The 24586-nt window shown below is 60.1% G+C and carries 17 protein-coding genes and 1 pseudogene; 13 read left to right on the top strand and 5 right to left on the bottom strand.

Going from position 1 to position 24586, the window contains the following annotated elements; all coding sequences use genetic code 11:
* The first annotated feature begins 179 nt into the window (after window positions 1–179).
* Window positions 180–968 (top strand): TlyA family RNA methyltransferase, encoded by a 789-nt coding sequence (locus tag VFU66_RS04245; protein ID WP_326444993.1) that lies wholly within the window; start codon window positions 180–182, stop codon window positions 966–968.
* Window positions 969–997: 29 nt separating this feature from the next.
* On the opposite strand, the pseudogene VFU66_RS04240 reads toward VFU66_RS04245, so the two are convergent.
* Window positions 998–2482: pseudogene (locus VFU66_RS04240) on the bottom strand (sulfatase family protein).
* A gap of 282 nt (window positions 2483–2764) precedes the next feature.
* Between VFU66_RS04240 and VFU66_RS04235 the strand changes: the two are divergent.
* From VFU66_RS04235 to VFU66_RS04220, 4 genes are all read left to right on the top strand, one after another.
* Window positions 2765–3991 carry a substrate-binding domain-containing protein gene (locus tag VFU66_RS04235; protein WP_326444992.1) on the top strand — a complete coding sequence of 409 codons (1227 nt, stop codon included), beginning with the start codon at window positions 2765–2767 and terminating at the stop codon, window positions 3989–3991.
* 65 nt (window positions 3992–4056) lie between these two features.
* Window positions 4057–5844 (top strand): beta-L-arabinofuranosidase domain-containing protein, encoded by a 1788-nt coding sequence (locus tag VFU66_RS04230; protein ID WP_326444991.1) that lies wholly within the window; start codon window positions 4057–4059, stop codon window positions 5842–5844.
* Between the two features lie 138 nt (window positions 5845–5982).
* Window positions 5983–7263, top strand: coding sequence for a ribulose-bisphosphate carboxylase large subunit family protein (locus tag VFU66_RS04225; protein WP_326444990.1), 1281 nt, complete (start codon window positions 5983–5985; stop codon window positions 7261–7263).
* A gap of 5 nt (window positions 7264–7268) precedes the next feature.
* Window positions 7269–8534: a four-carbon acid sugar kinase family protein gene (locus VFU66_RS04220; protein ID WP_326444989.1), complete on the top strand. Its 1266-nt coding sequence runs from the start codon at window positions 7269–7271 to the stop codon at window positions 8532–8534.
* Between the two features lie 167 nt (window positions 8535–8701).
* Here the strand turns inward: VFU66_RS04220 and VFU66_RS04215 are convergent, their stop codons facing one another.
* The 3 genes from VFU66_RS04215 to VFU66_RS04205 form a co-directional block, all read right to left on the bottom strand.
* Entirely contained in the window at window positions 8702–9760 is a 1059-nt protein-coding gene (locus tag VFU66_RS04215) for a 2-oxoacid:ferredoxin oxidoreductase subunit beta (RefSeq protein WP_326444988.1), read from the bottom strand.
* Window positions 9761–11632, bottom strand: a complete 1872-nt coding sequence (locus VFU66_RS04210; protein ID WP_326444987.1) for a 2-oxoacid:acceptor oxidoreductase subunit alpha — start codon at window positions 11630–11632, stop codon at window positions 9761–9763.
* A 150-nt stretch (window positions 11633–11782) separates the two neighbouring features.
* Window positions 11783–12976: an acyl-CoA dehydrogenase family protein gene (locus VFU66_RS04205; RefSeq protein WP_326444986.1), complete on the bottom strand. Its 1194-nt coding sequence runs from the start codon at window positions 12974–12976 to the stop codon at window positions 11783–11785.
* 206 nt (window positions 12977–13182) lie between these two features.
* Between VFU66_RS04205 and VFU66_RS04200 the strand changes: the two genes are divergently transcribed.
* Together VFU66_RS04200 and VFU66_RS04195 are read left to right on the top strand one after the other, a co-directional pair.
* The gene (locus VFU66_RS04200; protein WP_326444985.1) at window positions 13183–15246 is read left to right on the top strand and encodes a DUF5054 domain-containing protein; all 2064 of its coding nucleotides are present in this window, start codon (window positions 13183–13185) and stop codon (window positions 15244–15246) included.
* A gap of 9 nt (window positions 15247–15255) precedes the next feature.
* Window positions 15256–17688 (top strand): glycoside hydrolase family 2 protein, encoded by a 2433-nt coding sequence (locus tag VFU66_RS04195; RefSeq protein ID WP_326444984.1) that lies wholly within the window; start codon window positions 15256–15258, stop codon window positions 17686–17688.
* Here the strand turns inward: VFU66_RS04195 and VFU66_RS04190 are convergent, their stop codons facing one another.
* Window positions 17689–18579: a dihydrodipicolinate synthase family protein gene (locus VFU66_RS04190; RefSeq protein ID WP_326444983.1), complete on the bottom strand. Its 891-nt coding sequence runs from the start codon at window positions 18577–18579 to the stop codon at window positions 17689–17691.
* 157 nt (window positions 18580–18736) lie between these two features.
* Here VFU66_RS04190 and VFU66_RS04185 point away from each other — a divergent pair, with 157 nt between their 5' ends.
* The 6 genes from VFU66_RS04185 (at window position 18737) to VFU66_RS04160 (ending at window position 24333) form a co-directional block, all read left to right on the top strand.
* On the top strand, window positions 18737–19987 hold the full coding sequence (locus tag VFU66_RS04185) for an MFS transporter (protein WP_326444982.1): 1251 nt from the start codon (window positions 18737–18739) through the stop codon (window positions 19985–19987).
* A 48-nt stretch (window positions 19988–20035) separates the two neighbouring features.
* A complete protein-coding gene (locus VFU66_RS04180; RefSeq protein WP_326444981.1) occupies window positions 20036–20965 on the top strand; it encodes an aldo/keto reductase in 930 nt (309 codons plus the stop codon).
* A gap of 144 nt (window positions 20966–21109) precedes the next feature.
* The gene (locus VFU66_RS04175; protein WP_326444980.1) at window positions 21110–21436 is read left to right on the top strand and encodes a PilZ domain-containing protein; all 327 of its coding nucleotides are present in this window, start codon (window positions 21110–21112) and stop codon (window positions 21434–21436) included.
* A gap of 3 nt (window positions 21437–21439) precedes the next feature.
* Window positions 21440–22222 carry a response regulator transcription factor gene (locus VFU66_RS04170; protein WP_326444979.1) on the top strand — a complete coding sequence of 261 codons (783 nt, stop codon included), beginning with the start codon at window positions 21440–21442 and terminating at the stop codon, window positions 22220–22222.
* A gap of 6 nt (window positions 22223–22228) precedes the next feature.
* Complete coding sequence (locus VFU66_RS04165) at window positions 22229–23494, top strand: MFS transporter (protein ID WP_326444978.1); 1266 nt, start codon at window positions 22229–22231, stop codon at window positions 23492–23494.
* Between the two features lie 68 nt (window positions 23495–23562).
* A complete protein-coding gene (locus VFU66_RS04160; protein ID WP_326444977.1) occupies window positions 23563–24333 on the top strand; it encodes a phenylalanine 4-monooxygenase in 771 nt (256 codons plus the stop codon).
* Window positions 24334–24586: the final 253 nt, after the last annotated feature.

The raw sequence follows: 24586 nt of genomic DNA, 5'->3' as shown, positions 1-24586 counted from the left end.
GGTAGATTCGCTCAGCATGAAAATTTACCATCCTCAGGCAACCTGCTTCCGAGCGGCAAGCTGCCCGGCCCAATCGCTGCCCAAATCACTGTCTTAGCCACTTTACCCGAAAACACCGGTGCGCATTGCACAGCGAAAACCGCTCAGGTGAAACTGCTATAAGAAGGAGAAGCGCCGGCATGAAAACACGCCTCGACAAATTGCTCGTCGATCAGGGCCACGCCGCCTCCCGCGAGCGTGCGCAGGCGCTCATCCTTGCCGGTCGTGTGCTCGTCAACGAGCAGCGCGTCGACAAGCCTGGTGCGCCCATTGCGCCGGATGCAGCTATCCGTCTGCTCGGCTCGGACTTGAAATACGTCAGCCGCGGTGGACTCAAGCTCGAACGCGCCCTGGAACATTGGCGCGTCGCTCTCCAGGATCGCGCCTGCATCGACATTGGAACCTCCACCGGGGGGTTCACCGACTGTATGCTGCAATCGGGTGCGGCCTCCGTCCTCGCCATCGATACCGGCTACGGTCAGATAGCTCAGAAGCTCCGCTCCGACCCGCGCGTCACCCTCCGCGAACGTACCAATGCACGCTTGCTCACCCCCGGCGAGCTTCTGATGCAGGCGAACGCAGGTGGCCCTCCTCCACCCAGTGAGAGACATGCCATTTCTTTCCTCGCCATGGACGTTTCGTTCATCTCCGCTACGCTTGTCGTCCCTCCGGTCATCGCTGCGCTTTGCGAAGCCGGCCAGCGATGGCGAGGCGAGGCAGTGATTCTCATCAAGCCGCAGTTCGAGGCCGGACGCGGCAACGTTGGCAAGGGTGGCATTGTCCGCGATCCGGAAGCCCGTAAACAGGCCGTGGAGCGTGTATCGAGTTGTGTGGTCGAGCAGGGAGGCGAGCAGATCGAGGTCATCGACTCTCCCATTCTCGGAATGGAAGGCAACCACGAGTATCTGCTCCACGCCGTCTTCCGTTAGGGCGATAGAGCGTCAGCCGCCGCAGCAAACTAATCGTAGGAACTGGTCGGCCACATCTTCACAGGCCTTCCTGTCGTGTCCTTGTACATCTCGCGCAGTTGTCGTAGTTGGCTAACAAGGTCCTGAACAGTCTGTTCATACGCTGGATGTACTTTGTAGCCGCTCCACTTGAACAGGTTCTCCATTTCGTCGGGGTCCTTTTCCAGATCGAATAACTCCCACTCGTTGATGGTGTAGTAGCTGATGAGCTTGTATCTGCTGGTGCGAATCCCGTAGTGCGGCATGACCCAGTGCGGAGATCCCAACTCGTAATAGTGGTAGTAGAACGAAGTCCGCCAGTCCGAAGGAGTCTCTCCCTTCAGCAGTGGAACCAGGCTCTTTCCCTGCATCGACTCCGGTACGGGATGCCCCACCAGGTCAAGCACCGTCGGCGCGTTGTCGATATTGACCACCCACTCACTCCTTACGCTGCCTGGCTTGACTACTCCCGGATAGCGCACCATCCACGGCACTCGGATCGCCTGCTCGTACATAAATCGCTTGTCGAACCAGCCGTGGTCACCCAGGAAAAACCCGTGATCAGTGGTGTAGACGACGATCGTGTTCTCCGACAGGCCGGACTTGTCCAGAAACTCCAGCAGCCTGCCGATGTTGTCGTCCTGCGAGCGCAGAGTGCCCAGAAAGTGCTCCATGAACTTCTGATAGTTCCACTGCTTCCTCTGCCTCCCGGTCAGGTCGCTCGGCGGATGAAAGTCCGGCATGTTCTCAATGCGCATCTTCGCCTCGCGCGCGGGAGCGGCGCGGTGCGAGTAATCGTCCCAGAAAGTCGCCGGTTCGGGAATGCGTGTGTTGTCGTAGAGATGCTCATACTTGTGCGGAGGGTCGAACGGCCGGTGCGCGTTGAAGAACTGGACCATCATCATGAATGGCGCACCGTCCTTGCGGAGTTGCTCGATGCCCTTCATCGCCAGGTCGGTGATGTTGTCTGTCTCGTAGCCGGGATAGATCGCCTTCACGATCTCCGTGCTGCCCAGACCTGGATTCTGTAGATAGCCGTTGGGATCGTAGTACGGACCTCCCGCGCCATTCTTGTAGATGAAGTAGTCGAACCCTCACTCACCCGGATTGGCCGGAAGATGCCATTTGCCGACAGTGCCCGTTCCGTAACCCATTTGTTTGAGCAGTTTCGGAAACGTCACCTGCGACGCATCAAAGTGCGCGGGCGTCTCTTCGTCGATGGTGTCCTGCGGATTTGTGGTCATCCCGTTCACGTGCGTGTACGTGCCGGTCAGCAGTGTGGCGCGGCTTGGAGCGCACAGTGCGTTCGTCGTAAAACTGTTCTCAAACCGCATCCCTTCATTGGCAATACGGTCGATGTTTGGCGTCTTGATGAGCGTGCTGCCATAACAGCCGAGCGCCGATACGGGTACGCCTTCGCCGGTGATCCACAGGATATTGGGGCGTAGCGAACGCGGTGCCGGAGTGCCGGCGCGCGCAGCAGCGGATGCGGACATCGCTGGCTGCTCCACGGCTACCCTGGAAAAGAAGCTGGAGCCTAATGCGGCGCCACCTAGCTGTTTCATTGCCTGTCTTCTGGAAATGCCGCCCATTTCATTCCCCATGATCGATGGTTAGCCTCGTAATCGTTTGAGTCTGTGTCTCTCAATCGCTGCAACGACACGTAAGCGTACTTCCCAGGCAGTGCTTAAAGCAATGGAGCATGTCATCCGCATGTTGCCCTTGCCATTCCGTTTAGCGGAATATACGATGTTCACCCATACTCCGGGGAGCGATCCATGGCGTCAGCTAAAAAGAAGACCGTGCGTACCAAAGAGACCATTCATGCAGCAGTTGAAGAACCCGTGCGTCGCGGCGACCGCAACGAGTCTCTTACCGTTCTTCGTGCCTGCGACGTGCTCAAGGCATTCCGCAATTTGGGAGAAGAACTTCCTCTAGGCGAGGTCGTCAGCCGCACCGGGTTGCCCAAAACGACGGCCTTTCGCTTGCTCCGCACGCTCATCCACGGTGGCTTGCTCGAACGTTCCAGCTCCGGCATCTATCGCAACCTCTTCGGCCCTGTCACCAGGCAGCCGTTCCGCATCGGCTTTGCCGCTCAGGGAGACTCCGAGTTCTGCCGCGCCGTCACCGAAAGCATGGAGACCGCTGCGCTCCGCGAGCATGTCAATCTGATCACCGTCAACAACCGTTACTCTGCACGCGAAGCATTGCGCAACGCCGACCTTCTCATCAAAGAGCGCGTCGATCTCATCCTCGAATACCAGACCTACGAGCGCGTCGCACCTGTCATTGCCTCTAAGTTCCTTGAAGCGAATACGCCCGTCATCGCCATCGAGATTCCGCATCCCGGAGCGACCTACTTCGGCGCCAACAACTACAAGGCAGGATTGATCGGGGGCAAGGCACTTGGCCGTTGGGCACGCGAACATTGGGATGGCAAAGTGGATCGCCTGCTTCTGCTTGAGTTGCCCATCGCCGGTTCTCTGCTGGAACTCCGCGTGACCGGACTCGTTGATGGCCTCCGCTCCGAGTTGCCCGGCATCGCCAGCGTCCCGGTTATCCACCTCAATGGGCGAGGCGACTTTGAGCAGGTGCTTGAAGTGCTGCGCCAATACCTGCGCCGCGCTCCGGCCAAACGCACCCTCGTTGGTACGGTCAACGACATCTGCGCTCTGGCCGCGCTGCGCGCCTTTGAAGAGGCCGGAGCCAGCGAGCGCGTCGCTGTCGTCGGCCAGAATGCCATCCTTGATGCGCGCAATGAGCTGCGTCGTCCGAATACGCGCCTCGTCGGTACAGTCGCTTACTTTCCGGAGCGATACGGCGACGAGGTCATCCCCCTTGCTCTGCAGATACTCCATAAAAAGCCTGTGCCCTCGACCGTCTTCGTCAAACACCAGCTCATCACCTCGCGTAACGTCGATCTGATCTACCCGCTCGACGAGCGCCGGGACTTTAAATCAGGCCAAATCGGCAACCTTCGCGCAGCTTCCGCTCGTTCCAGATAGCGGAATGCAACAGAGCATTTGCGGTGCCCTATTCATCCACCCATCACAGCAGTAGACTCGACCTCGTGAAGCTCACTCGCCGCACATTTCTCAAGAGCATCGGCGCGGCCGCCGCTCTGCCTGCGCCAGCCATCGCAGCAGCATCTGCGCGCGAGCCTTTCCGTGAGTTCCCCTACTCCGCTGTCCAGCTCACCTCAGGACCACTGAAGCGGCATTACGAGGCGATTCATGCTCACTACCTAAGCCTCGACAACGACCGCCTGCTTAAGGTCTACCGCCAGCGAGCCGGGCTGCCAGCGCCAGGCCGCGACATGGGCGGTTGGTACGACCTGAACGGCTTCGTCCCCGGCCACTCGCTGGGCCAGTACATCTCCGGCCTCGCGCGTTTCGGCGCCTCCTCCGGTGACGAGGCCTGCCACGAAAAAGTTCACGTGCTCGTCGAAGGCTTCGCAGCCACACTCGGTCCGGACAACCAGAGCATTCTGCGACCAGAGACAAATCTCTGGCCCTGCTACATTCTCGACAAACACTTCGCTGGCCTCATCAACGCCGCTACATTGAGCAACGTCGCCAACGCGCGCGACCTGCTCACCCGCGTCCTCGACGGTGCGAAGACGTTGCTCCCCGCAAAGGGGCGTGACCGCATCGGCAAGAAGAATCCACCCTACGACGAAACCTACGTCATGCCGGAGAACCTCTTCACCGCGCACGCGCTCACCGGCAACCCGGTCTTCCATGAGCTTGCCGTGCGCTACCTGCTCGATCGCGAGTTCTTTGACCCGCTTGCCCGCGGAGGCAATCCCTTTCCCGGTCAACACGCCTACTCGCACGCCATCGCGCTTAGCTCCGGAGCAAAAGCGTACCTCACGCTCGGCGATAGCAAATATCACGACGTCATCCAAAATGCCTTCACGCTCCTCACCACCCAACAGCAGTTCGCCAGCGGAGGCTGGGGGCCGAACGAGACCTTTATCACGCCGCACAAGGGCGAGTTGTACGCTGCGCTCCAAACGACTGAAGACCACTTCGAGACGCCGTGTGGCTCCTATGCCGCGACCAAACTTGCGCGTTATCTAATCCGCACCGCCAGTGACCCGCGCCATCTCGTCCCCTACGGCGACAACCTGGAGCGCGTCCTCTACAACACCATCCTCGCCGCGAAGATGCCCGACTCTGACGGCGATTACTTCTACTACTCCACCTACTCCCCCAACGCGATAAAGGTGTATTACCCGAAGAAGTGGCCTTGCTGCTCCGGCACACTCGCGCAGACTGTCGCAGACTATCCGCTCAACCTCTACTTCCTCTCGCCCACCGGCATCCACATCAACACCTACACCTCTTCGCAAGTGACGTGGAAGCAGGGAAGCACTCCCGTCAAGCTGACGCAAACTACGAATTATCCAACAGAAAACACGGTCGCCATCACACTCCACCTCGGAGCACCAACAACATTCACCATTACGCTACGTGTCCCGTCGTGGACACCCTCAGCCGCGTCGATCAAAATCAACGACGCGCCCACGATCAAGGCTGCGCCCGGGACGCTGGCCACTCTCCGCGCGCTCTGGCGCTCCGGCGACCGCATCATCATCACGATTCCGCAGGATTTTCGTATTGAGCTCATCGACGAGCTGCATCCCGAAACCGTCGCGCTGATGCGCGGTCCTGTGCAATACGCCGCGTTGAATCCACCCACCAATCTCGTAAAAGCGAGGCTTCCGCTACCCTCAAGTCTTAAGCAAATCGCTCCCGAAACCTTCGTCGAAGACTACGAAGGCCGTCGACTCATCTTTGTCCCGTTCTACCGCATTCAGAACGAGACCTACACCGCATACTTCACCCGCGCCTGATCTGTCTTTGCCGTTGTAGCTGTCTTTCCTTCAACTCGGCACGAACTCTCGGGTGTACCATCCATCGCGCTTTGTGCGATGGGTAGGATGCATCACCTTCATCCATCGGTTTGTGTTGTTGTAGTCGCTGTCAAACTCATGAACGATCATCAAGTACCAAACCGCATTTACGCCACCTACTGGATTGAAAGCGCCTACCCGCTTGCCGATGCCGCAGCCATCATGGCGGGCGAGCAGTCCACCGGGACTTTTCTTCGTGTTCCCGGAGAGACTGACGAGCTGCGCAAAAAATTTGCCGCCAGAGTGGAAGCTCTCGAAGAGCAAGGGCCAGTCACAAGCCCAAGCCTCCCCGGTTCCGGAACGCCGAAGAACTGGGATGGCAAGCGCCGCACTGCGCACGTCACACTCTCATGGCCGCTCTACAACATCGGTCCCAGCCTGCCCAACCTGCTGGCCACTGTCGCGGGAAATCTCTCTGAACTGAAGCCGTTCTCTGGGCTCAAACTGCTCGATCTCACGTTGCCGCCAGAGTTTTTGACTCAATATCAAGGCCCGCAGTTTGGCGTCGCAGGTACGCGCACACTGACGAGTGTGTATGGCCGTCCTATCATCGGCACCATTATCAAACCCAGCATCGGCCAGACGCCCGAGGCCACGGCGCAGCAGGTCAAAACGCTCGCCGAAGCAGGCATCGACTTCGTCAAAGACGATGAACTTCAGTCCGACGGCCCGCACTGTCCCTTCAACGCGCGAGTCTCTGCTGTGCTCGATGTGTTGAACACGCACGCCGCGCGTACCGGCAAGCGTGTCATGTATGCGGCCAACATTACCGGCGACCTCGACCAGATGCTCGAACGACTCGCACATATCGAGGCAAACGGTGGCACCTGCGCGATGGTCAGTATGAACTCCATCGGATTGCCTGCCATGAAGATCATCCGCAGGCACGCGCACGTCGCGATTCACGGACACCGCAACGGCTGGGGCATGATGAGCCGCAGCCCCGCCATCGGCATGTCGTTCATCGCGTTTCAGAAACTCTGGCGCGTTGCCGGTATCGACCATACTCACGTCAATGGTTTGCGCAACAAATTTTGCGAGTCGGACGAGTCCGTGATTGACTCCGCGCGCACCTGTCTTACGCCGATGTTCTCCGCGCCAAACAAAGGATGCGAGGTCATGCCCGTTTTTTCTTCGGGGCAGTCAGCGCGGCAGGCTCCCGACACTTACCATGCGCTCGGGACGACCGATCTGATTTATGCCTGCGGAGGAGGCATTATGGGCCATCCGCAAGGAGTTGCCGCCGGGGTGCAGAGTCTGCAGCAGGCATGGGAGGCGGCAGTGCAGAGTATTCCGCTCACGGCCTATGCCGAAACACACACCGAACTCAAAGCTGCTCTCGAACTCTTCGGGGCCTGACGTCGATGCTCTATACCTTCTATGGCGACGACTTTACGGGCTCCACCGACGTGCTCGAACAGCTCGCGTCCAACGGCGTTCCGTCCGTACTTTTCCTCGCGGAGCCAACTCCAGAGCAGCGAGAGAGGTTCGCAGATGTTGAAGCCATCGGCATCGCCGGAGACAGCCGCTCGCGCTCGCCTCAATGGATGACCGAAAACCTTCCACGCATCTTCGCCACGCTCCGGTCCTTCCGTGCGTCCGTCAACCACTACAAAGTCTGTTCCACATTCGACTCCAGCTCCACACATGGGAGTATCGGCAGGGCGCTTGAACTGGGCCGCGGTGTCTTCCATCCCACGTTTGTTCCCATCGTCGTCGCTGCGCCGCATCTTGGTCGTTATGTCGTCAACGGAAGCCTCTTTGCTGCTGCGCCTGATGGCCAGATCAAACGCATCGACCAGCACCCTATGGCGAACCACCCCGTTACGCCCATGCGCGAACCCGACCTGCGCAAACATCTCGCCGCACAGACGATCACGCCCATCGGTCTTGCTGCCCATCACACAGAAACCGAACTCAACCTTCAACTCCAGTCAGGCGCCGAAGCCATCCTCTTCGATGGAGCAGACGAGCAGGCACTTGCCGCTACAGGCGAACTCCTCTGGCGCTATGCGCAACGAAATTCACTCTTCGCCGTCGGAAGTTCCGGTCTCACTGCTGCTCTGATTCCGGCATGGCGCAACGCCGCGCTCATTGCGAATCGGCAACCTGTTCCGGCTCAATCGCAGAACTCAGGTCCATTGCTCGTCCTCAGCGGTTCCTGTTCGCTTGTCACCGCAGGGCAGATTCGATGGGCGCTCGACAACGGATTCTACGGCATCGCGATTGACCCGACAAGGCTACTGAACTCTGCTGCCGAATTGAACCGCATCCAGATCGCCGCTACTGACAGTCTGATTGCAGGCAAAAGCGTCATCCTGTATACGGCCCTAGGCTCACCGGACGCCTCAGCCCACGGAGACACGCTGGGGCAGGCCCTCGGCCGCCTACTCCGCCATCTGCTGGAGACGACGAACACACGCCGCGCAGTCCTCTGTGGTGGCGATACCGCTTCGCACGCCATCCAGCAGCTTGGTATCTACGCTCTTACCTGGGCCGCGCCTGTTCAGACTGGAGCCCCTCTGTGCCGGGCCCACTCCGACCAGCCCGCGTTGCATGGCATTGAGCTGGTCCTCAAAGGCGGACAAGTCGGTACGCTCGATTTTCTCCACGCGGCGCATCGGGCCTAAGCGCAACGACCCTTCCGGCGTCTTGATGGAGCGAGGCGATGTATCCGCGTCTCCGGCATTGGCAGATGAAATCGCGGCCCGAAATCATCCGCTACAAAACAGAGTTTGTAGAAAATGACTTCGGGCCGGTTGTCTCAAGTGCGATTCTTGCTGCGGATTGCAGAGGACTACATGAGCCGTTGCATCACGTCGTCGAGAACAGCGCGGCTAGGCCGAACGCGCTCGTCCGGCAGCGTGCCCAGCGGCTGGTCCACCAGGTTCAGCAGCTCCGTAAAGCTGGGCTTCTCGGTGTTGATATAGAAGACGCCGGTCAGCACCTCATCCTGCGCGTGCGCGGTCATCAGAGCAGAAACGGCGGCCACGCGGTCGGTCGGGTCGAAGTCCTCGTGCAGCTTGCGCAGGCGCAGGTGGCTGCCATCGTGCATCTTCACGTCGATCGTCGTACCAGGGTCGTACTCCACGTCGATCTCCTGGAAGTACGGCACGAAGCCGACCTCGGAGATGGCCTCCTCGTGCTCCTGCATGTACTTATAGCTCTTGGTCGAGCCTTCGTGATCGTTGAAGGTGACGCACGGCGAAATGACATCCAGCACTACGGTGCCGTTGTGAGCAATCGCGGCCTTCAGCATCGCCGAGAGCTGCTTCTTGTCGCCCGAGAACGAGCGCCCCACGAAGGTCGCACCCAACTGAATCGCCAGCGAGCAGATGTCGATGGCCGGCAGGTCATTGATGACGCCGGTCTTCAGCTTCGAGCCGATGTCCGCCGTCGCGGAGAACTGGCCCTTGGTCAGGCCGTACACGCCGTTGTCCTCAATGATGTAGATCATCGGAACATTGCGCCGGACGAGGTGAACAAACTGCCCCATGCCGATCGAGGCCGTGTCGCCGTCGCCGCTGACGCCGAGCGAGCGCATGGTGTGGTTGGCCAGCAGAGCGCCGGTCGCTACCGAAGGCATCCTGCCATGCACACTGTTGAACGAGTGCGAGCGGCTCATGAAGTAGGCCGGGCTCTTCGACGAGCAGCCGATGCCGGACATCTTCATCAACCGTTCCGGCTGGATGCCCATCTCGTAGTAGGCATCGAGGATGCGCTCGGAGATGGCGTTGTGTCCGCAGCCAGCGCACAGTGTCGTCTTGCCGCCGCGATAGTCCAGCACCTGCAAGCCAATCCGGTTCGTCTTCGGTGCCGGCTTCGGTGCTTCAGAGGTAACAGGCGTCGTTGCCATTTAGATTCCTTCCTGCGTAACAAGTTCGTCGGTGATCGAGCGCGCGTCAATTGGCAGCCCGTTGAAGTGGAGGATGCTGCGCAGCTTCACCACCTCTTCGGCGGCCACGTCCAGTTTCAGCAGGCTCAGCATCTGCGCATCACGGTTCTGTTCGATCACATACACGCGCTCATGCGAAGCAACAAAGTCATGCACCTCGCGCGAGAACGGATACGCCCGAATCCTCAGATAATCCGCATCGAGCTTGTACTCCTTCTTCAACTGGTCGCGGCTCTCGCGCGTCGCAAAGTCCGACGTGCCAAAGGCGATCAGGCCGATCTTCGACTTGCCTGTCTGTACTACCTCGGGTCGAGGCACCAGCGAGCGCGCCGTCTCGAACTTCTTCGAGAGCCGCTCCATGTTGTTGAAGTAATCGTCCGGTCGCTCCGTATACTGCGCCTTCTCGTTGTGGCCCGAGCCGCGCGTAAAGTATGCCGCCAGCGGATGGTCCGTGCCCGGCAGCGTGCGATAGCCCACACCGTCGCCGTCCACGTCCTTGTAGCGAGCAAAGCCGCCGAGCCTGGTGAGGTCTGCTGCACTCAACACTTTGCCGCGATTCAGAGGCTTCTCCGGATAGCTGAACGGTTCCGACATCCAGTTGTTCATGCCGAGGTCGAGGTCCGAGAGCACGAAGACCGGCGTCTGCAACTGTTCTGTCAGATCGAATGCGGCCTGCGCAAACTCGAAGCATTCCTTCACGCTGCCCGGAATCAGCATCACATGCTTGGTGTCGCCATGTGAGAGGAACGCGACGGAGAGCAGGTCACCCTGCTGGTTGCGCGTCGGCATTCCGGTTGAAGGCCCGGTGCGCTGCACGTCGAAGATCACGCCCGGCAGCTCGGCGTAGTAGCCGAGGCCCGCGAACTCCGCCATCAGCGAGATGCCCGGCCCGGAGGTCGCCGTCATCGCGCGCGCGCCTGCCCAACCTGCGCCCAGCACTGCGCCAATCGCGGCCAGCTCGTCCTCGGCCTGCACGACGGCGAAGGTCGCCTTGCCGTCCGCGTCGATGCGGTAACGCTTGGCATAGTCGATGAAGTTCTCGACCAGCGACGACGATGGCGTGATCGGATACCACATCGCCACCGTACAACCGGCGAAGATGCAGCCCAGCGCCGCAGCAGCATTGCCGTCGATGATGATCTTGCCCGCGGTCTCGTTCATCGCCTTCACCAGGAACGGATCGTGCTTGGTGAAGTTCTCCTTGGCATATTCATAGCCAGCCTGCACCGCAGCCCAGTTCAGGTCCGCGGCCTTGGTCTTCTTGGCGAACTGCTTGCGGAGCGCCGCCTCGACCGCCGTCATGTCGAGCTCGAGCAACTGCGCGACGACGCCGACGTAGACCATGTTCTTGACCAGCTTGCGCAGCTTGGCTTCGGGGCAGACCGCCGCCGTCAGCTTGTCGAACGGCACCGGATAACACGCAATGTCCTGGCGGAACTGCTTCAGGTCGGCGGACTCCTCGTAAATCGCCGCCGCACCCGCAGGCAGCGAGAGCATGTCTTCCTTCGACGTCTCCGGGTTCATTGCCACCAGGACGTCGATCTCCTTCTTGCGCGCAACGTAGCCGTCCTTGCTGGCGCGGATGGTGTACCACGTCGGCAGTCCGGCAATGTTGGAAGGAAAGAGATTTTTGCCGCTGACCGGAACACCCATCCGGAAGATCGACTTGAGCAGGACCGAGTTGGCCGACTGTGACCCCGACCCGTTGACGGTCGCAATCTGAATGCTGAGGTCGTTGATAATGCTTTTCTGTGGAGCTAGCTGCTGCGTGTCTGGTTTGGCCAGTGTGCCGCCTTCGGCGCCGGCTGCCAGCGCGACGTCTTCTGTCGCCATGTGGTGTACTCCCCTTCGGTGCGGCCTCAACGGGCCCCACAAACGAATCTCGTTACCTTATCCACTTTACGCCGTCTGGCCTCTGTACGGCCACATGGGGCGATTATCGAACTGATTGCTCAGGAAGAGGTTAGGAATCGGGCACCCTGCCTAAAAAGCCGAGATGCCCGTAATGCTCTGACCGACGATCAGCGTGTGGATGTCATGCGTCCCTTCGTATGTTTTGACGGACTCAAGGTTCATCATGTGGCGCATGATCGGGTAGTCATCCGCGATGCCGTTCGCGCCCAGAATATCGCGGGCCATGCGCGCGCATTCGAGCGCCATCCACACATTGTTCTTCTTCGCCATCGAGATGTGCTGAAACGCCGCCTTGCCCTTGTCCTTCAATCGTCCCACCTGCAGCGAGAGCAGTTGCGCTTTCGTGATCTCGGTAATCATCCACGCCAGTTTTTCCTGCACAAGCTGGTGGCTCGCGATAGGCTGGCCGCGAAACTGTTTACGCTGTTTGGCATATTGCAGAGCCACGTCGTAGCAGGCCATCGCCGCGCCAATCGCGCCCCAGCCGATGCCGTACCGCGCCTGGCTCAGGCACATCAGCGGAGACTTCAGCCCATCGGACTTCGGCAGCACGTTTGTCGCCGGCACGCGCACATTCTGCATGGAAAGCCCCGACGTGACCGAAGCGCGTAGCGACCATTTGCCATGCACGTCGCTCGCGGAAAAGCCCGGGCGGTCGGTCTCGACCAGAAAGCCGCGCACACGCCAGTCATCCGCTGAAACACCGGGCTCCTCGACCTTCGCCCAGATGACGGCGACATCTGCCAGGCTGCCTGAGGTGATCCACATCTTCTCGCCGTTCAGAATGTAATCGTCTCCATCTTTGCGTGCGCGCGTGCGCATTCCGCCGGGGTTCGAGCCGAAGTCGGGCTCGGTCAAGCCGAAGCAGCCGAGCTTTTCGCCGGTGGCCATCTTCGGCAGCCAGCGGTCTTTCTGTTCGTCCGAGCCGAAGGCGTAAATCGGATACATCACCAGTGCAGACTGTACGCTGACGAAGCTGCGGATGCCCGAGTCGCCGCGCTCCAGCTCCTGCGTCATCAGGCCGTACTCGACGTTGTTCATGCCCGCACAGCCGTAGCCTTCAAGCGTCGCGCCGTAGAAGCCAAGCTCGCCCATCGGACGAATCAGTTCTTTGGGAAAACGCCCGTCGCGGTTGCACTGTTCGATGATGGGAACCAGTTTGTCCTCAATAAAAGCGCGCGTGTTTGCGCGGACCAGAAGTTCATCCTCAGTGAGGAGAGAATCGAACTCGATGAAATCGACGCCTTGAAATTTGAATGCCATGGTTGCACATTCTAGACCATCGAAAGCCCGCTGTTTGCGATGCTGGAGATTCTCTCAAAGGCCTATGAAAATTCTGAATGAAGTCAGGCGGCAGCAGAGCCGAAGCATCCTTTCTTGTTGTAAAGTTCTCGCTGAAGCAAGCTGTATCGGAGATGCGCGCTGCTTCAGAATCCACACCGGAGACCACCATGCGGCGTCGTGAATTTGTGAAATCAGCTCTCGTACTAGGGGGCGCAGTCGCCTGTAGGCAGGCGCGCGCGTGGCAGGCGCAGGATGAAGCCGCAAATGCGCAGGTCAAGCGCGTGCTCGTGATGTTCAAGTGCCACTTCGATGCCGGCTTCATCGACACGCAGACAGCCGTCGTTCATCGCTACTTCAACGAATACTTTCCCAAGGCCATCGATGTGGCCGAGCAGCTTCGCAACTCCGGCACGGAACGCTACGTGTGGACCACCGGCTCCTGGCTGCTCTACGAGTATCTCGAACAGGCCTCTGCGGATGACCGCCGCCGCATGGAGAAGGCCATCGCCGTTGGCGACATCGCATGGCATGCACTGCCCTTCAACTGGCAGACCGAGATGATGGACCGGTCGATGATCGAGGGCAGTTTTGCGCTCTCGCACGCGCTCGACCGCCGTTTCGGCCGCACCACCACCGGCGCGAAGATGACCGACGTTCCCGGCCACACACGCGGTCTCGTAGCACCGATGGCCGCGCATGGCGTTACCTTTCTCGACATTGGCGTCAACGGCGCCAGCCGCCCGGCAGAATTGCCTCCGCTGTTTGTGTGGAAGGACTCCCGCGGCTCGACGCTTGCCGTGATGTATCACCACGAGTACGGCGGCGTGGTGCATGTGCCCGGCTCCGATCTTGCCGTGGCCATCGTTGTGCGCGGCGACAACAGCGGCCCGCACACGCCCGAGGAGATTGCGAAAACCTACGCCGAGTTGAGTGCGCAATTTCCTAGCGCGAAGGTTGTCCCGACCAGCCTCACCGAGATTGCGAATGCCGTGAAGCCCTATCACGCGCATCTTCCCGTCGTCACCGAAGAGATCGGCGACACCTGGATCTACGGCTGCCCCAGCGATCCGCTCAAAGTGGCGCGTTACCGAGAGGTCGCTCGTCTGCGTCAGGCGTGGATTGCGCAGGGTAAATTCGCCCTTGGCGACGCGACCGATCTCGCACTGCTGCGCCGCGTGCTGCTTGAGGCAGAGCATACCTGGGGCACCGATACGAAGACATGGATCGACTTCGATCACTACACGCCGCACGATCTCGCCGAGATGCTCGACACCAGGAACTACAAAGTCGTCCAGTTCAGTTGGAAGGAAAAGCGCGACGATCTCTTTCATGGGATTGCGGCGCTTCCCGCCGCGTTGCGCGACGAAGCGACTGCGGCGGTTCAAAGCCTCGCAGCCAAAGAGCCGCAACTCTCCAGGCCATCGACGCATGAAGCAGGCAAAGAGATCGAGACAGAGCACTTCATCCTCGCGCTCGACCCTTCGACGGGAGCCATCCGTCGCCTCTACAACAAGAGGACCAGGCGCGAGTGGGCCTCTGCCAGCCATCCGCTTGCTTTGTTCTCGTACCAGACACTTTCGCAGCAGGACTACGCAGAGTTCTTCAGCAACTACGTCATCAGCGATGCTGACTGGGCAAAGAAGGACTTCGGCAAGCCGAATATCGAGCGGTTCGGCGCAGTGAGCCAAAGCTGGCTGCCGTCGCTCGCTACGACGCAGGTCGAAGAAGACGAGCAGGGCCATCGCATCGTCGCCGAGCTTGCCATCCGCGATGCCGAAGCCTTCCGGTCCGGTCGTGCTGCGTTTCCGCAGAAGATGTATCTGGAGTTGTCGTTGCCCAAAACTGAACCGGTCGTCCACCTCAGCTTCCACTGGTTTGACAAACCCTCGACGCGAATGCCCGAAGCCATCTGGCTCACCTTTAACCCGCTCGTGCAATCTCAGCGCGGCTGGACGATGGATAAATCCGGCGAGCAGGTTTCGCCGCTCGACGTGGTGGCGTCCGGCAATCGCCACATGCACGCAGTCTCGTCCGGTTTCCGCTACGCCGACGACAAGGGATCGTTCCGCGTGGAGACGCTCGACGCGCCAGTCATCGCCCTGGGCGAAAAGTCGCCGCTGAATTTTTCCCGGTCGCAACCTGATCTCTCCGGCGGCATCCATTCGAGTCTCTTCAACAACGCATGGGGCACGAACTACATCATGTGGTTCGGCGAAGACATGCGCTTCCGCTTTACGCTGCATGCGTAGCTATCGACCATGATGAAAACTGCTCCGTCGTCTCGCAGAAGCTTCATCCGCAACTGTGTAGCATCTGCGGCGGCGATTACAGCCGCGCCCATCCTAAGCGGCTGGACACTGAAGGGCACGCCCATACCCGGCCGGCGCGGCCCCGCAACCCGCACGTTCTCTCTCAATCAGAAGTGGCTTTTCGGAGGCAAATTCGACGCATCCGCCCTGAGTCCAGACTTCAACGACGTATCCTTTACCCGCGTCACTCTTCCGCACTGCGTCGCAGAACTCTCCTGGGAGAATTGGGATCCCGCCCAATGGGAGGATGTCTGGATCTACCGGCGCCATTTCGCGCTGCCTGATGCTCACCAGGGCAACCGAGCCTTCCTGCACTTCGACCGCGTAATGGCCGCCGCCGCGCCTACACTCAACGGCCACGCATTGCCGAAGCATCTCGGTGGCTACCTGCCGTTCAATGACGAAATCACCCATCTGCTCGAAGAGAGCAACACCCTTGCCGTCCAGGTGGACTCGCGCTGGCTGCCGATTCCACCTGCCGGATCGCCGAAGGGCATCTCGGCCTGCGATTACTACCTTCCCGGAGGCATGACCGGCCCGGTGGAACTTCGCTTCGTCCCGCAGGTATTTATCAGCGATGTCTTCGCCAGACCGTTCAACGTGCTCAGCTCCGAGCGGCATCTCGAAATCAAATGCACCGTCGATGCAGCCGATGTTCCGGACGGTAATTTCAGGATGGAAGCGAGCCTGTGGGCCAATGTCAAAGCGGCAGCAAAAAAGATCGCAGTTACATCAAATGACATCGCCATCGAAAGGCGGGGCGAGAACGAAATCACCTTCAACTTGACCGGCCTCAAAGATGTTGCGCTCTGGGATATAGATGCCCCACATCTCTATGAGCTGATCGTCACTCTCGTCCACAATGGTCAACCTATCCACGATTACCGCACCCGGGTTGGCTTCCGCGAAGCTCGCTTCGGTGTGGATGGATTCTTCCTCAACGGTCGCCGCCTGCGACTCTTTGGCCTCAACCGCCACGAGATCTATCCCTACGCCGGCTACGCCATGCCACCGCGCGTCATGCGCCGCGACGCTGAAATTCTCAAGCATGAGTTCAACTGCAACATCATTCGCTGTTCGCACTATCCGCAATCTCCGGCCTTTCTCGATGCTTGCGACGAACTTGGCCTGATGGTCTGGGAAGAGACTCCGGGCTGGGGTTATCTTGGCGACGATCAATGGCAGGAGATCGTGGTCCAAAATGTGCATGACATGGTTCGCCGCGATCGCAATCGGCCCTCAGTGGTCATCTGGGGTGTGCGCGTCAATGGATCGCGCAACGATCCCACGCTCTACATCCGTACCCGCAACCTGGCGAAGGACCTCGACGGCAGCCGTCCCACCTCCGGATCCATGACGTCCGGGTCGATGAAGACGTGGAAGGAGCTATGGCATCAGGATGTCTTCGCACTCGATGACTATCACTCTGCCGCCGACGGTAGCGTGGGCCTCACCCCACCGCTGCCCGGAGTCCCATTCTTCTTCTCCGAAACCGTGGGCCAGTTCAACTATCCTCGCGGTCACGGCTTTGACAACATCTATCGTCGCGCCGGCGATCCTGCTGTCCAACAGCAGCAGGCCATCTTTCATGCTCAGGCTCACGACCGCGCAGCCTCATTCCCACGCTGCGGCGGAGCCATTGCGTGGTGTGCATTCGAATACGCCAGTCCAGTCAATCCTTATCAAGGCGTCAAGTGCCCGGGTGTCGCCGATGTCTTCCGTATTCCCAAACTCGGCGCATCGTTCTATCAATCGCAGGTTGACCCCAAAGTGCGCGTCGTGATCGAACCCAATTTCTACTGGGACTTCGGCCCCCGCACGCCCGGCGGACCCGGTGAGCACGCCGCCATCTTTTCCAACTGCGACCGCATCGAGCTAACCATCGACGGCAACAAACGCGCTGTTCTCCATCCAGATCGCGCTGCTTTTGCGCAGCTCAAATACCCGCCGTTCTTTGCGGACCTCAATCTGGACGGCTCCGCCAAACCCACCCTCCGCATCGATGGCTATATCGGCAACCGCCTGGCCCTTTCGCGCTCGCTCTCATCCGATCCCGCACACGATCGACTCGTGCTCCATCTGGATGATCGTGAACTCGAAGGCGACGGTATCGACGCGACACGGCTTACCTTCAGCGTCACGGATCGCTTTGGCGCACAACGTCCCTTCGTCACGGGCGAAGTCGCCTTCCAGATCCTGGGCCCTGTCACTATCGTCGGAGACAACCCCTTCCATCTTGAAGACAGTGGCGGCTCCGGGGCAGTGTGGATCAAATCAATTCCCGACCGCTCAGGCCAGGTCGTTATCCGCGCCACTCACTCGCAACTCGGAACAAGAACGGTGGAGCTAAGCGTTCGTACTGCTCGCATAGCCAGGCTCTGACTAACCCAGTGCGTCCGTGAGCCATTGTCGCAACCACACGATGAACTCTCGACCCTGTTCCAACCGCTGCTTCGTCATCGGCTGTGAAAACGTGGCATCGACCACCCCGCGAGCTTCTACTGCCCACTTCACACCCCACGGAGCAGGGAACTGCCCCAGCCTGCTGAGCAGTTCCTCCATCAGTCGCGTACTGCGACGAAACTCATCCGAGCCGAGGGGATTGCGGTACAAGTCCGTAACCAGCTCAGGCAACGCGCACGCAACTCCGGAGACGACTCCATCGCAGACGCCTTCCTCGCGCGCCTGGGCCAGAACGCCGTCATTGCCGACGATCCTGCACGCCTCGACTCCGTTCGCGGTCAGGTCACGCAGAATATCCAGCGACCCGCTTGAATCTTTAATTCCCACGATATTCGGCACGTCCAGAATTAGCCGCCGCACGGTCTCCTTCTCCAGCCCAGAGCTGAACTGCGGCAGGTTGTAGAGCAGCGCGGGCAGCTCCGTGCTCCGAGCAACCGTCCTTGAAAAAAGCTCCAGATCGTTCTGCTCATAACGGAAGAAGTAAGGCATGGGCAGCAGCAGGCCGTCCACACCCTCGTCCTCGGCAATCCGGGCAAGCGCAACTGCACCCTCGCTGCCCGCAGAGCCCACGCCGCACAGAATCCTGCCCCTGCCCTCACTCGTTTCTTTTACCGTGCGCAGTATGGTGCGCAATTCCTCCGGCGTGGTCAGGCAGAACTCGCCCGTCGCGCCGTTCAATGCAAACGACGAGACGCCCTTCGCCATCAGAAACCGAACCAGCCGCGCCAGCGCATCCATATCAATCCGCCCACGTGCTGTCCTCGGCGTGAGCATCGCGGCGTAGACGCCAACGAACGGTTTCTGAGCCAAGTCTGCCTCCATCGTGTCACTGGATTCTATCTACTCGATTGCGCTGGAGCTTGTCATCCTCCATAAGGCGGTGTTGTATTGCTGCCGACGGTCCGCTGTACCCTTTGTCCATGTATCTGAGATCCGCAGCCGGTCGCCAATCAGAACCGCCCGAGGTGTGCCCATCCTGAGCGCGCCGCAGGACCGCGCCTACCGATGGCTCGTCGTAGCCATGCTCTGGACTGTCTGCTTTTTCAACTACGCGGACCGCCAGGCCATCTTCTCCGTCTTTCCGCTCCTCGGAACGCAGCTGCATCTTTCCGCTGTCCAGCTTGGCATCGTCGGCGGAGCATTCATGTGGGTCTACGCGCTCTTCGGCCCAATCGCCGGGTGGCTCTCCGACCGCTTCTCTCGCAGGAACATCATCCTCAGCGCGCTCATCTTCTGGTCGCTGACGATTCTGGCCACAGCCCTCGCGCGCAATTTTGCCGAACTCACACTGGTGCGTGCGCTCGGCGGCTTTGGCGAGGCATTCTACTTTCCAGCCGCCATGTCGCTCATCAGCGACTACCACGGTCCGTCGACACGCTCCCGCGCGATGTCTCTGCACCAGTCCAGCGTCTACTTCGGCAGTATTGCAGGCGGAACCGTCTCCGGCCTTCTCGGCCAATACTACGGCTGGCGCTCCAGTTTTCTCTTCTTCGGATCGGCCGGTATCGCGCTGGCCCTGCTGCTCGTGTTTCTGCTGAGAGAGCCCGTCCGAGGCATGGCCGATGCACCTGAAGCGCGTCCGTCATCGCAATCCAGCCTCGTCAGAGAATTCCGCGAAGTCCTCGGCAGCCGCATGGTTCTTGTCCTGATCCTCGCGTTCATCGGGGCCAACTTCGTTGCTGTCGTCTTCCTCACCTGGCTGCCGACGTTTCTCTACCAGAAGTTCCACATGAGCCTCTCGATGGCCGGGCTCAACAGCACCGTCTACATCCAGATCGCTTCCGTCCTCGGCGTTCTCACGGGCGGCGTTCTGGCTGATGCTCTGCATAAAAAATCTCGCGGAGGTCGCGTCCTCACGCAAGCCATCGGCCTGCTCTGCGGAGTTCCATTCCTCTTCCTCACTGGCAGCACGGCGTCGATCGCATTGCTCATTATTGCGATGGTAGGCTTCGGGTACTTCAAAGGCATCTACGACGCGAACATCTTCGCCAGCCTCTACGACGTGGTCGGCGTCGAGCGGCGCGGCGCGGCTGCCGGCATCCTGAACTCACTCGGCTGGCTGGGCGCAGGTTTTGCGCCCATCGCTGTTGCAGTCGGTGCGGAGCACTACGGAATGAGCGCCGCGCTCAGCGCCACTGCCGCGATCTATCTGCTCATCGGCGTTTTGCTCTTCGCGGCCGCGCGCCGGTTCAGCTCCTCCAGCGTCGAGCAGTCATGACGGTCTAGAATCAGAAGCATGGACTTCAAACAGCTTGGAAGCTCTGATATGCGTCTTTCCTCAATCGGATTCGGCGCGTGGGCCGCCGGTGGCGGCGGGTGGGCGTTTTCGTGGGGACCGCAGGACGATGCGGACTCAATCGCTGCCATTCACCGTGCACTCGATCTCGGAGTGAACTGGATCGATACGGCGGCGGTCTACGGTCTGGGCCACTCGGAGGAGATCGTTGGCCGCGCGCTCAAATCCACTTCGCACAAGCCGTACGTCTTCACCAAGTGTGCGATGGTATGGGACAGCAAAGGCGACATTACCAACAGCCTCAGGCAAATCCGGCGCGAGGTCGAAGAGAGCCTCAGGCGCTTGCAGGTCGAGACGATTGACCTCTACCAGATCCATTGGCCAAAGCCCGACGAAGAGATCGAAGAGGGATGGTCGGTGATGGCCGACCTGAAGCGCGAAGGCAAAGTGCGCTGGATTGGTGTCTCCAACTTCAGCGTCGCGCAGATGGAGCGCGCCCTGAAGATTGCTCCAATCGCCTCGCTTCAGCCCCCGTACTCGATGATCAACCGCAATGTGGAACCGGAGATACTTCCATTCTGTTTGCAGCATGGTATTGGCGTCATCAACTACTCACCCATGCACTCCGGCCTGCTGACCGGCGCGATGACGAAGGAGCGTGTGCAGGCTCTGCCCGCCGACGACTTCCGTCGCCGCGCGAAGAACTACCAGGAGCCGCAGCTCACGCGCAATCTTCAGATTGCAGAGTTCCTGAAGACCATTGCCGCGCGGCACAACGTCTCCGCCGGGGTGGTCGCCATCGCCTGGACGCTGCACAACCCGGCCGTTACCGCGGCCATCGTCGGCGGGCGCAGCGCCAAGCAGGTGGAAGGCGTCGCTCCCGCGCTGCACTTCCGGCTGACCGAGGCCGAGTATGCGGAGATAGGCGCTTTTCTCGATGCGCACCCGGCGCCGATCTAGTGCAAGCACGCAGTAATTGCTGAAGTGCCGCTTTTTCAATAGGATGAGAGAAAAAATCGCTGCAACGCTTGCCACGTGAGGTAGACTTCAGTGGAGTCGGCAGCGTGCAAACGCGTGTTGGTGTGAGTGGAGAGAGGAGGACCAGTGGCCCAGCGTCAAAAGCCCGGCGGAGAAAATCCGGTTCGCACCGCGGTGCGTTTTCCCATGAGACTGGCCATCCACGTAAGGACGGAGCAGGGGGAGTTGGACGCCATGACGGAGAACATCTCCGCCAACGGCCTACTGTTCGTGAGCGACACGCTCCCGGAGATTGACAGTCGAATTGAATTTACGATAGCAATGCCTTCCGAAGTCATGGGATCGGAGACGGACGTGACCATTCATTGCATTGGCCGTGTGGTGCGGCACTATCTGCAAGGCGGAGAAAAAAAGGCTGCTGCTGTAATTGATGAGTATTTCCTAAAGGCCTGAACTATGACGGTAGTAAATATTGAGCAGACACCTCATCCCGACGACGTTCCAGAAGAAGGAGCGGCCCATGCCGGTATCCGGGTCATCCTGGCGGACTCGCAGGCCATCTATCGCGTAGGCATGAGAAAGGTCTTCGCGCTGGAGGACGACATCCGCGTCGTCGCCCAGGTCGAAACCCTGACCAATCTCTACGCGGCGCTGCAACGCTATCCGACCGACGTGGTCGTGCTCGAAGGGCAGCTCATCGCAGGCACCATCGACGCGATTCCTGAACTGGTGCGTCAGGCACCCGACGCGAAGCTGATCGTGCAGGTAACAGAGACTGACGAATCGAACACGGTCGAGTTGTACCGTCGCGGTGTGCGCGGTGTCGTGCCCCGCTCCATTGCGCCCGACCTGCTGGTCAAGTGCGTGCGCAAGATCGCCGAGGGCGAGACCTGGATCGATAACCAGTCGATTAGCTGGGTCATCGAAGCGTATCGTTCGCAGGCAACCACCCTGACCGACCCGCGCGTGCAGCCCAAGCTCTCCAAAAAAGAGCTGGCGATTATCAGTTGCATCACGCGCGGAATGCGCAACAAGGAGATCGCCTACCAGATCGGCACCACCGAGCAGGTCATCAAAAACTATCTGCGCAAGGTGTACGACAAACTGGGCGTCTCCGACCGCCTGGAGCTTGCGCTCTACTGTCTGCATCACGAACTGCTCAAGCAGTATCTGCACGACGAAAGCGCGACGCCCGCGCCGCAGGGCGAGGCCGCGCATCCTCTGCGCGCGAAGCTCTGAGGCAACATGGGACTGACCGGCGAGTGGCGCTCGCTGAGCGCAACCCAGCGAAATACCTTCCTTGCCTGCTTCCTCGGCTGGACGCTCGATGCGTTCGACTACTTCCTCTTAACTTTGTGTCTCTCCGCCATCGCAGCGGACTTTCATGTCGGCATCAAGGCCGTCGCTGAAGCAACGTTCTGGACGCTGGCCATGCGCCCCGTCGGGGCGTTTCTGTTTGGGTTGATGGCAGAGCGTTACGGGCGGCGGCCTACGCTGATGCTGAACATCGTGTCGTTTTCGGCGTTCGGGCTGGCCTCGGCCTTTGCTCCGACCATCGGCAGCTTCATGGTCTGGCGCGGGCTGTTCGGACTGGCAATGGGCGGCGAGTGGGGCGTCGGCGCGGCGCTCGCGTTTGAAACCTTGCCTGTCGGAGGGCGCGGCCTCTTCTCCGGGCTCTTGCAGGAAGGCTACGTGGTCGGCAGTTTTCTTGCAGCGGCTTTGTACTGGCTGCTGTTTCCTCACCTGCACGGCACGGGGATATTCGTACCGTGGCGGGTGATGTTCATGCTCGGCGCGCTGCCTGCGCTGCTGGCGCTCTATCTGCGGTTCAAGGTGGAAGAATCTCCGGTGTGGCTGGCGAGCCGTGAGCAGCGGATAGCAAAGGGGACAAGTCTGCGGGCTTCGTTCGACTGGAAGAGTGTGCTGCAGTACCTGCCTTCCTTTCTCTTCCTTGTAGTGCTGATGACGGCATTCAATTCATTCAGCCACGGCACGCAGGACATGTACCCAACCTTTCTACAGCGCGATCACGGGCTCAGTCCGGCGCATGTTGGGCTGCTGGTGATGATTGGAAACATCGGTGCGCTGGCTGGAGGCATCGCGTGGGGGTGGGCCTCGGAGCGGCTGGGACGCAAGGGCGCGATCATTGGCGCGGCGCTGCTGGCGCTGCCGATGATTCCGCTGTGGGCGTGGTCGCACTCGGTGGTGTTGCTGGGAGTGGGTGGGTTTCTGATGCAGTTCATGGTGCAGGGTGCATGGGGCATCATCCCGGCGCACTTGAACGAGCTGTCGCCGGGGCCGGTCCGGGCCATCTTTCCCGGGTTCGCATATCAGCTTGGTAATCTGCTGGCTTCGAGGAACAACGTCTTTCAGGTCATGCTGGCCGGCCGCTTCTCCGGCGGAATGTTGAAGCCGGTCATGTCCGCGACGGTGCTGGTGGTGGCGCTGGCCGTGGCGGGCATCACGGCGCTGGGGCGGCAGGCCACCGGGGTCGAGTTCTCCGGAGACTGACTGGAAACTGACTGGGATGCGTCTAACCATGTATGCTGCTGGGCGGCACGGCGCCGGACAGGAGATATATGGGAACAGCGACTTCATCGCTGGATGCAGCGAAGGGCAGGCTGACGGTGGCCGCGCCCTTTTTGATTGAGCAGGACTGGGCCGCCTACACACCCGAGCAACATGCCGTGTGGGCCGAGCTGGTCAGCCGCCGGATGCCGCAGTTGCGCGAGCACGCCTGCCGGGAGTATCTGAACGGCTTCGAGCAGATCGGTCTCCGGGAAGACACGCTGCCTGACCTGAAGGCGGTCAGCGCGCGGCTGGGGCCGAGGACGGGCTGGCAGTCCACGCCGGTCAGCGGCTTCCTGCCGCCGGACGCCTTCTTCGAGATGCTGGCTGCGAGGATGTTTCCGACGACGACGTGGCTCCGGTCGCGCGAGTCGATGGGTTACACGCCTGAGCCGGACATCTTTCACGATGTCTTCGGGCATGTGCCGATGCATGCGCATCCGGTCTTCGGCAACTTTTTGCAACATTACGGCAAGGTGTGCGCGGGCCTGATGCACGATCCGGCGGCGCTGGAACGGATGGGGCGGCTCTTCTGGTTTACGGTCGAGTTCGGACTGATCCGGCAGGACGGCGAGGTGAAGGTTTACGGCAGTGGGCTCATCTCCTCGCACGGCGAGTGTACGCGGGTGCTGGCAGGCGGGTGTGAGGTGAAGGACTTCGACCTGGACACGGTGATGAATCAGGAGTTCGATACCGGCGCGATGCAACCGGTGCTTTATGCCGTCGAGTCGTTCGAGCAGATCTACGAGGCGGCCAAGATGGCGGAGTCGCGGCTGGGATAGGGTGGGTACCCCCCCCCACTTTTTTGCGCAAAGTCCTTCGAACAAAGGACTTAGGTTTGGACTACCTGGTGGAAGTCCTGATTTTATTGGGTCGTGCTTTGTAAAGTCCTTCTTCTAGAGCATTTTACCCATAGGTATATCACTTGATTCTTTTCCTGACGTCTTGAGTCTGCGAGTGTGAGTCATGGCTCGTGCGTATAGCGATGATTTGCGGCGGAAGGTGTTGCAGGCGTATTTGGGTGGCAAGGGAACG

The organism is Edaphobacter sp. (genome assembly GCF_035763405.1).
Taxonomy (GTDB): domain Bacteria; phylum Acidobacteriota; class Terriglobia; order Terriglobales; family Acidobacteriaceae; genus Edaphobacter.
This window is presented reverse-complemented; position numbering and strand designations above follow the sequence as displayed.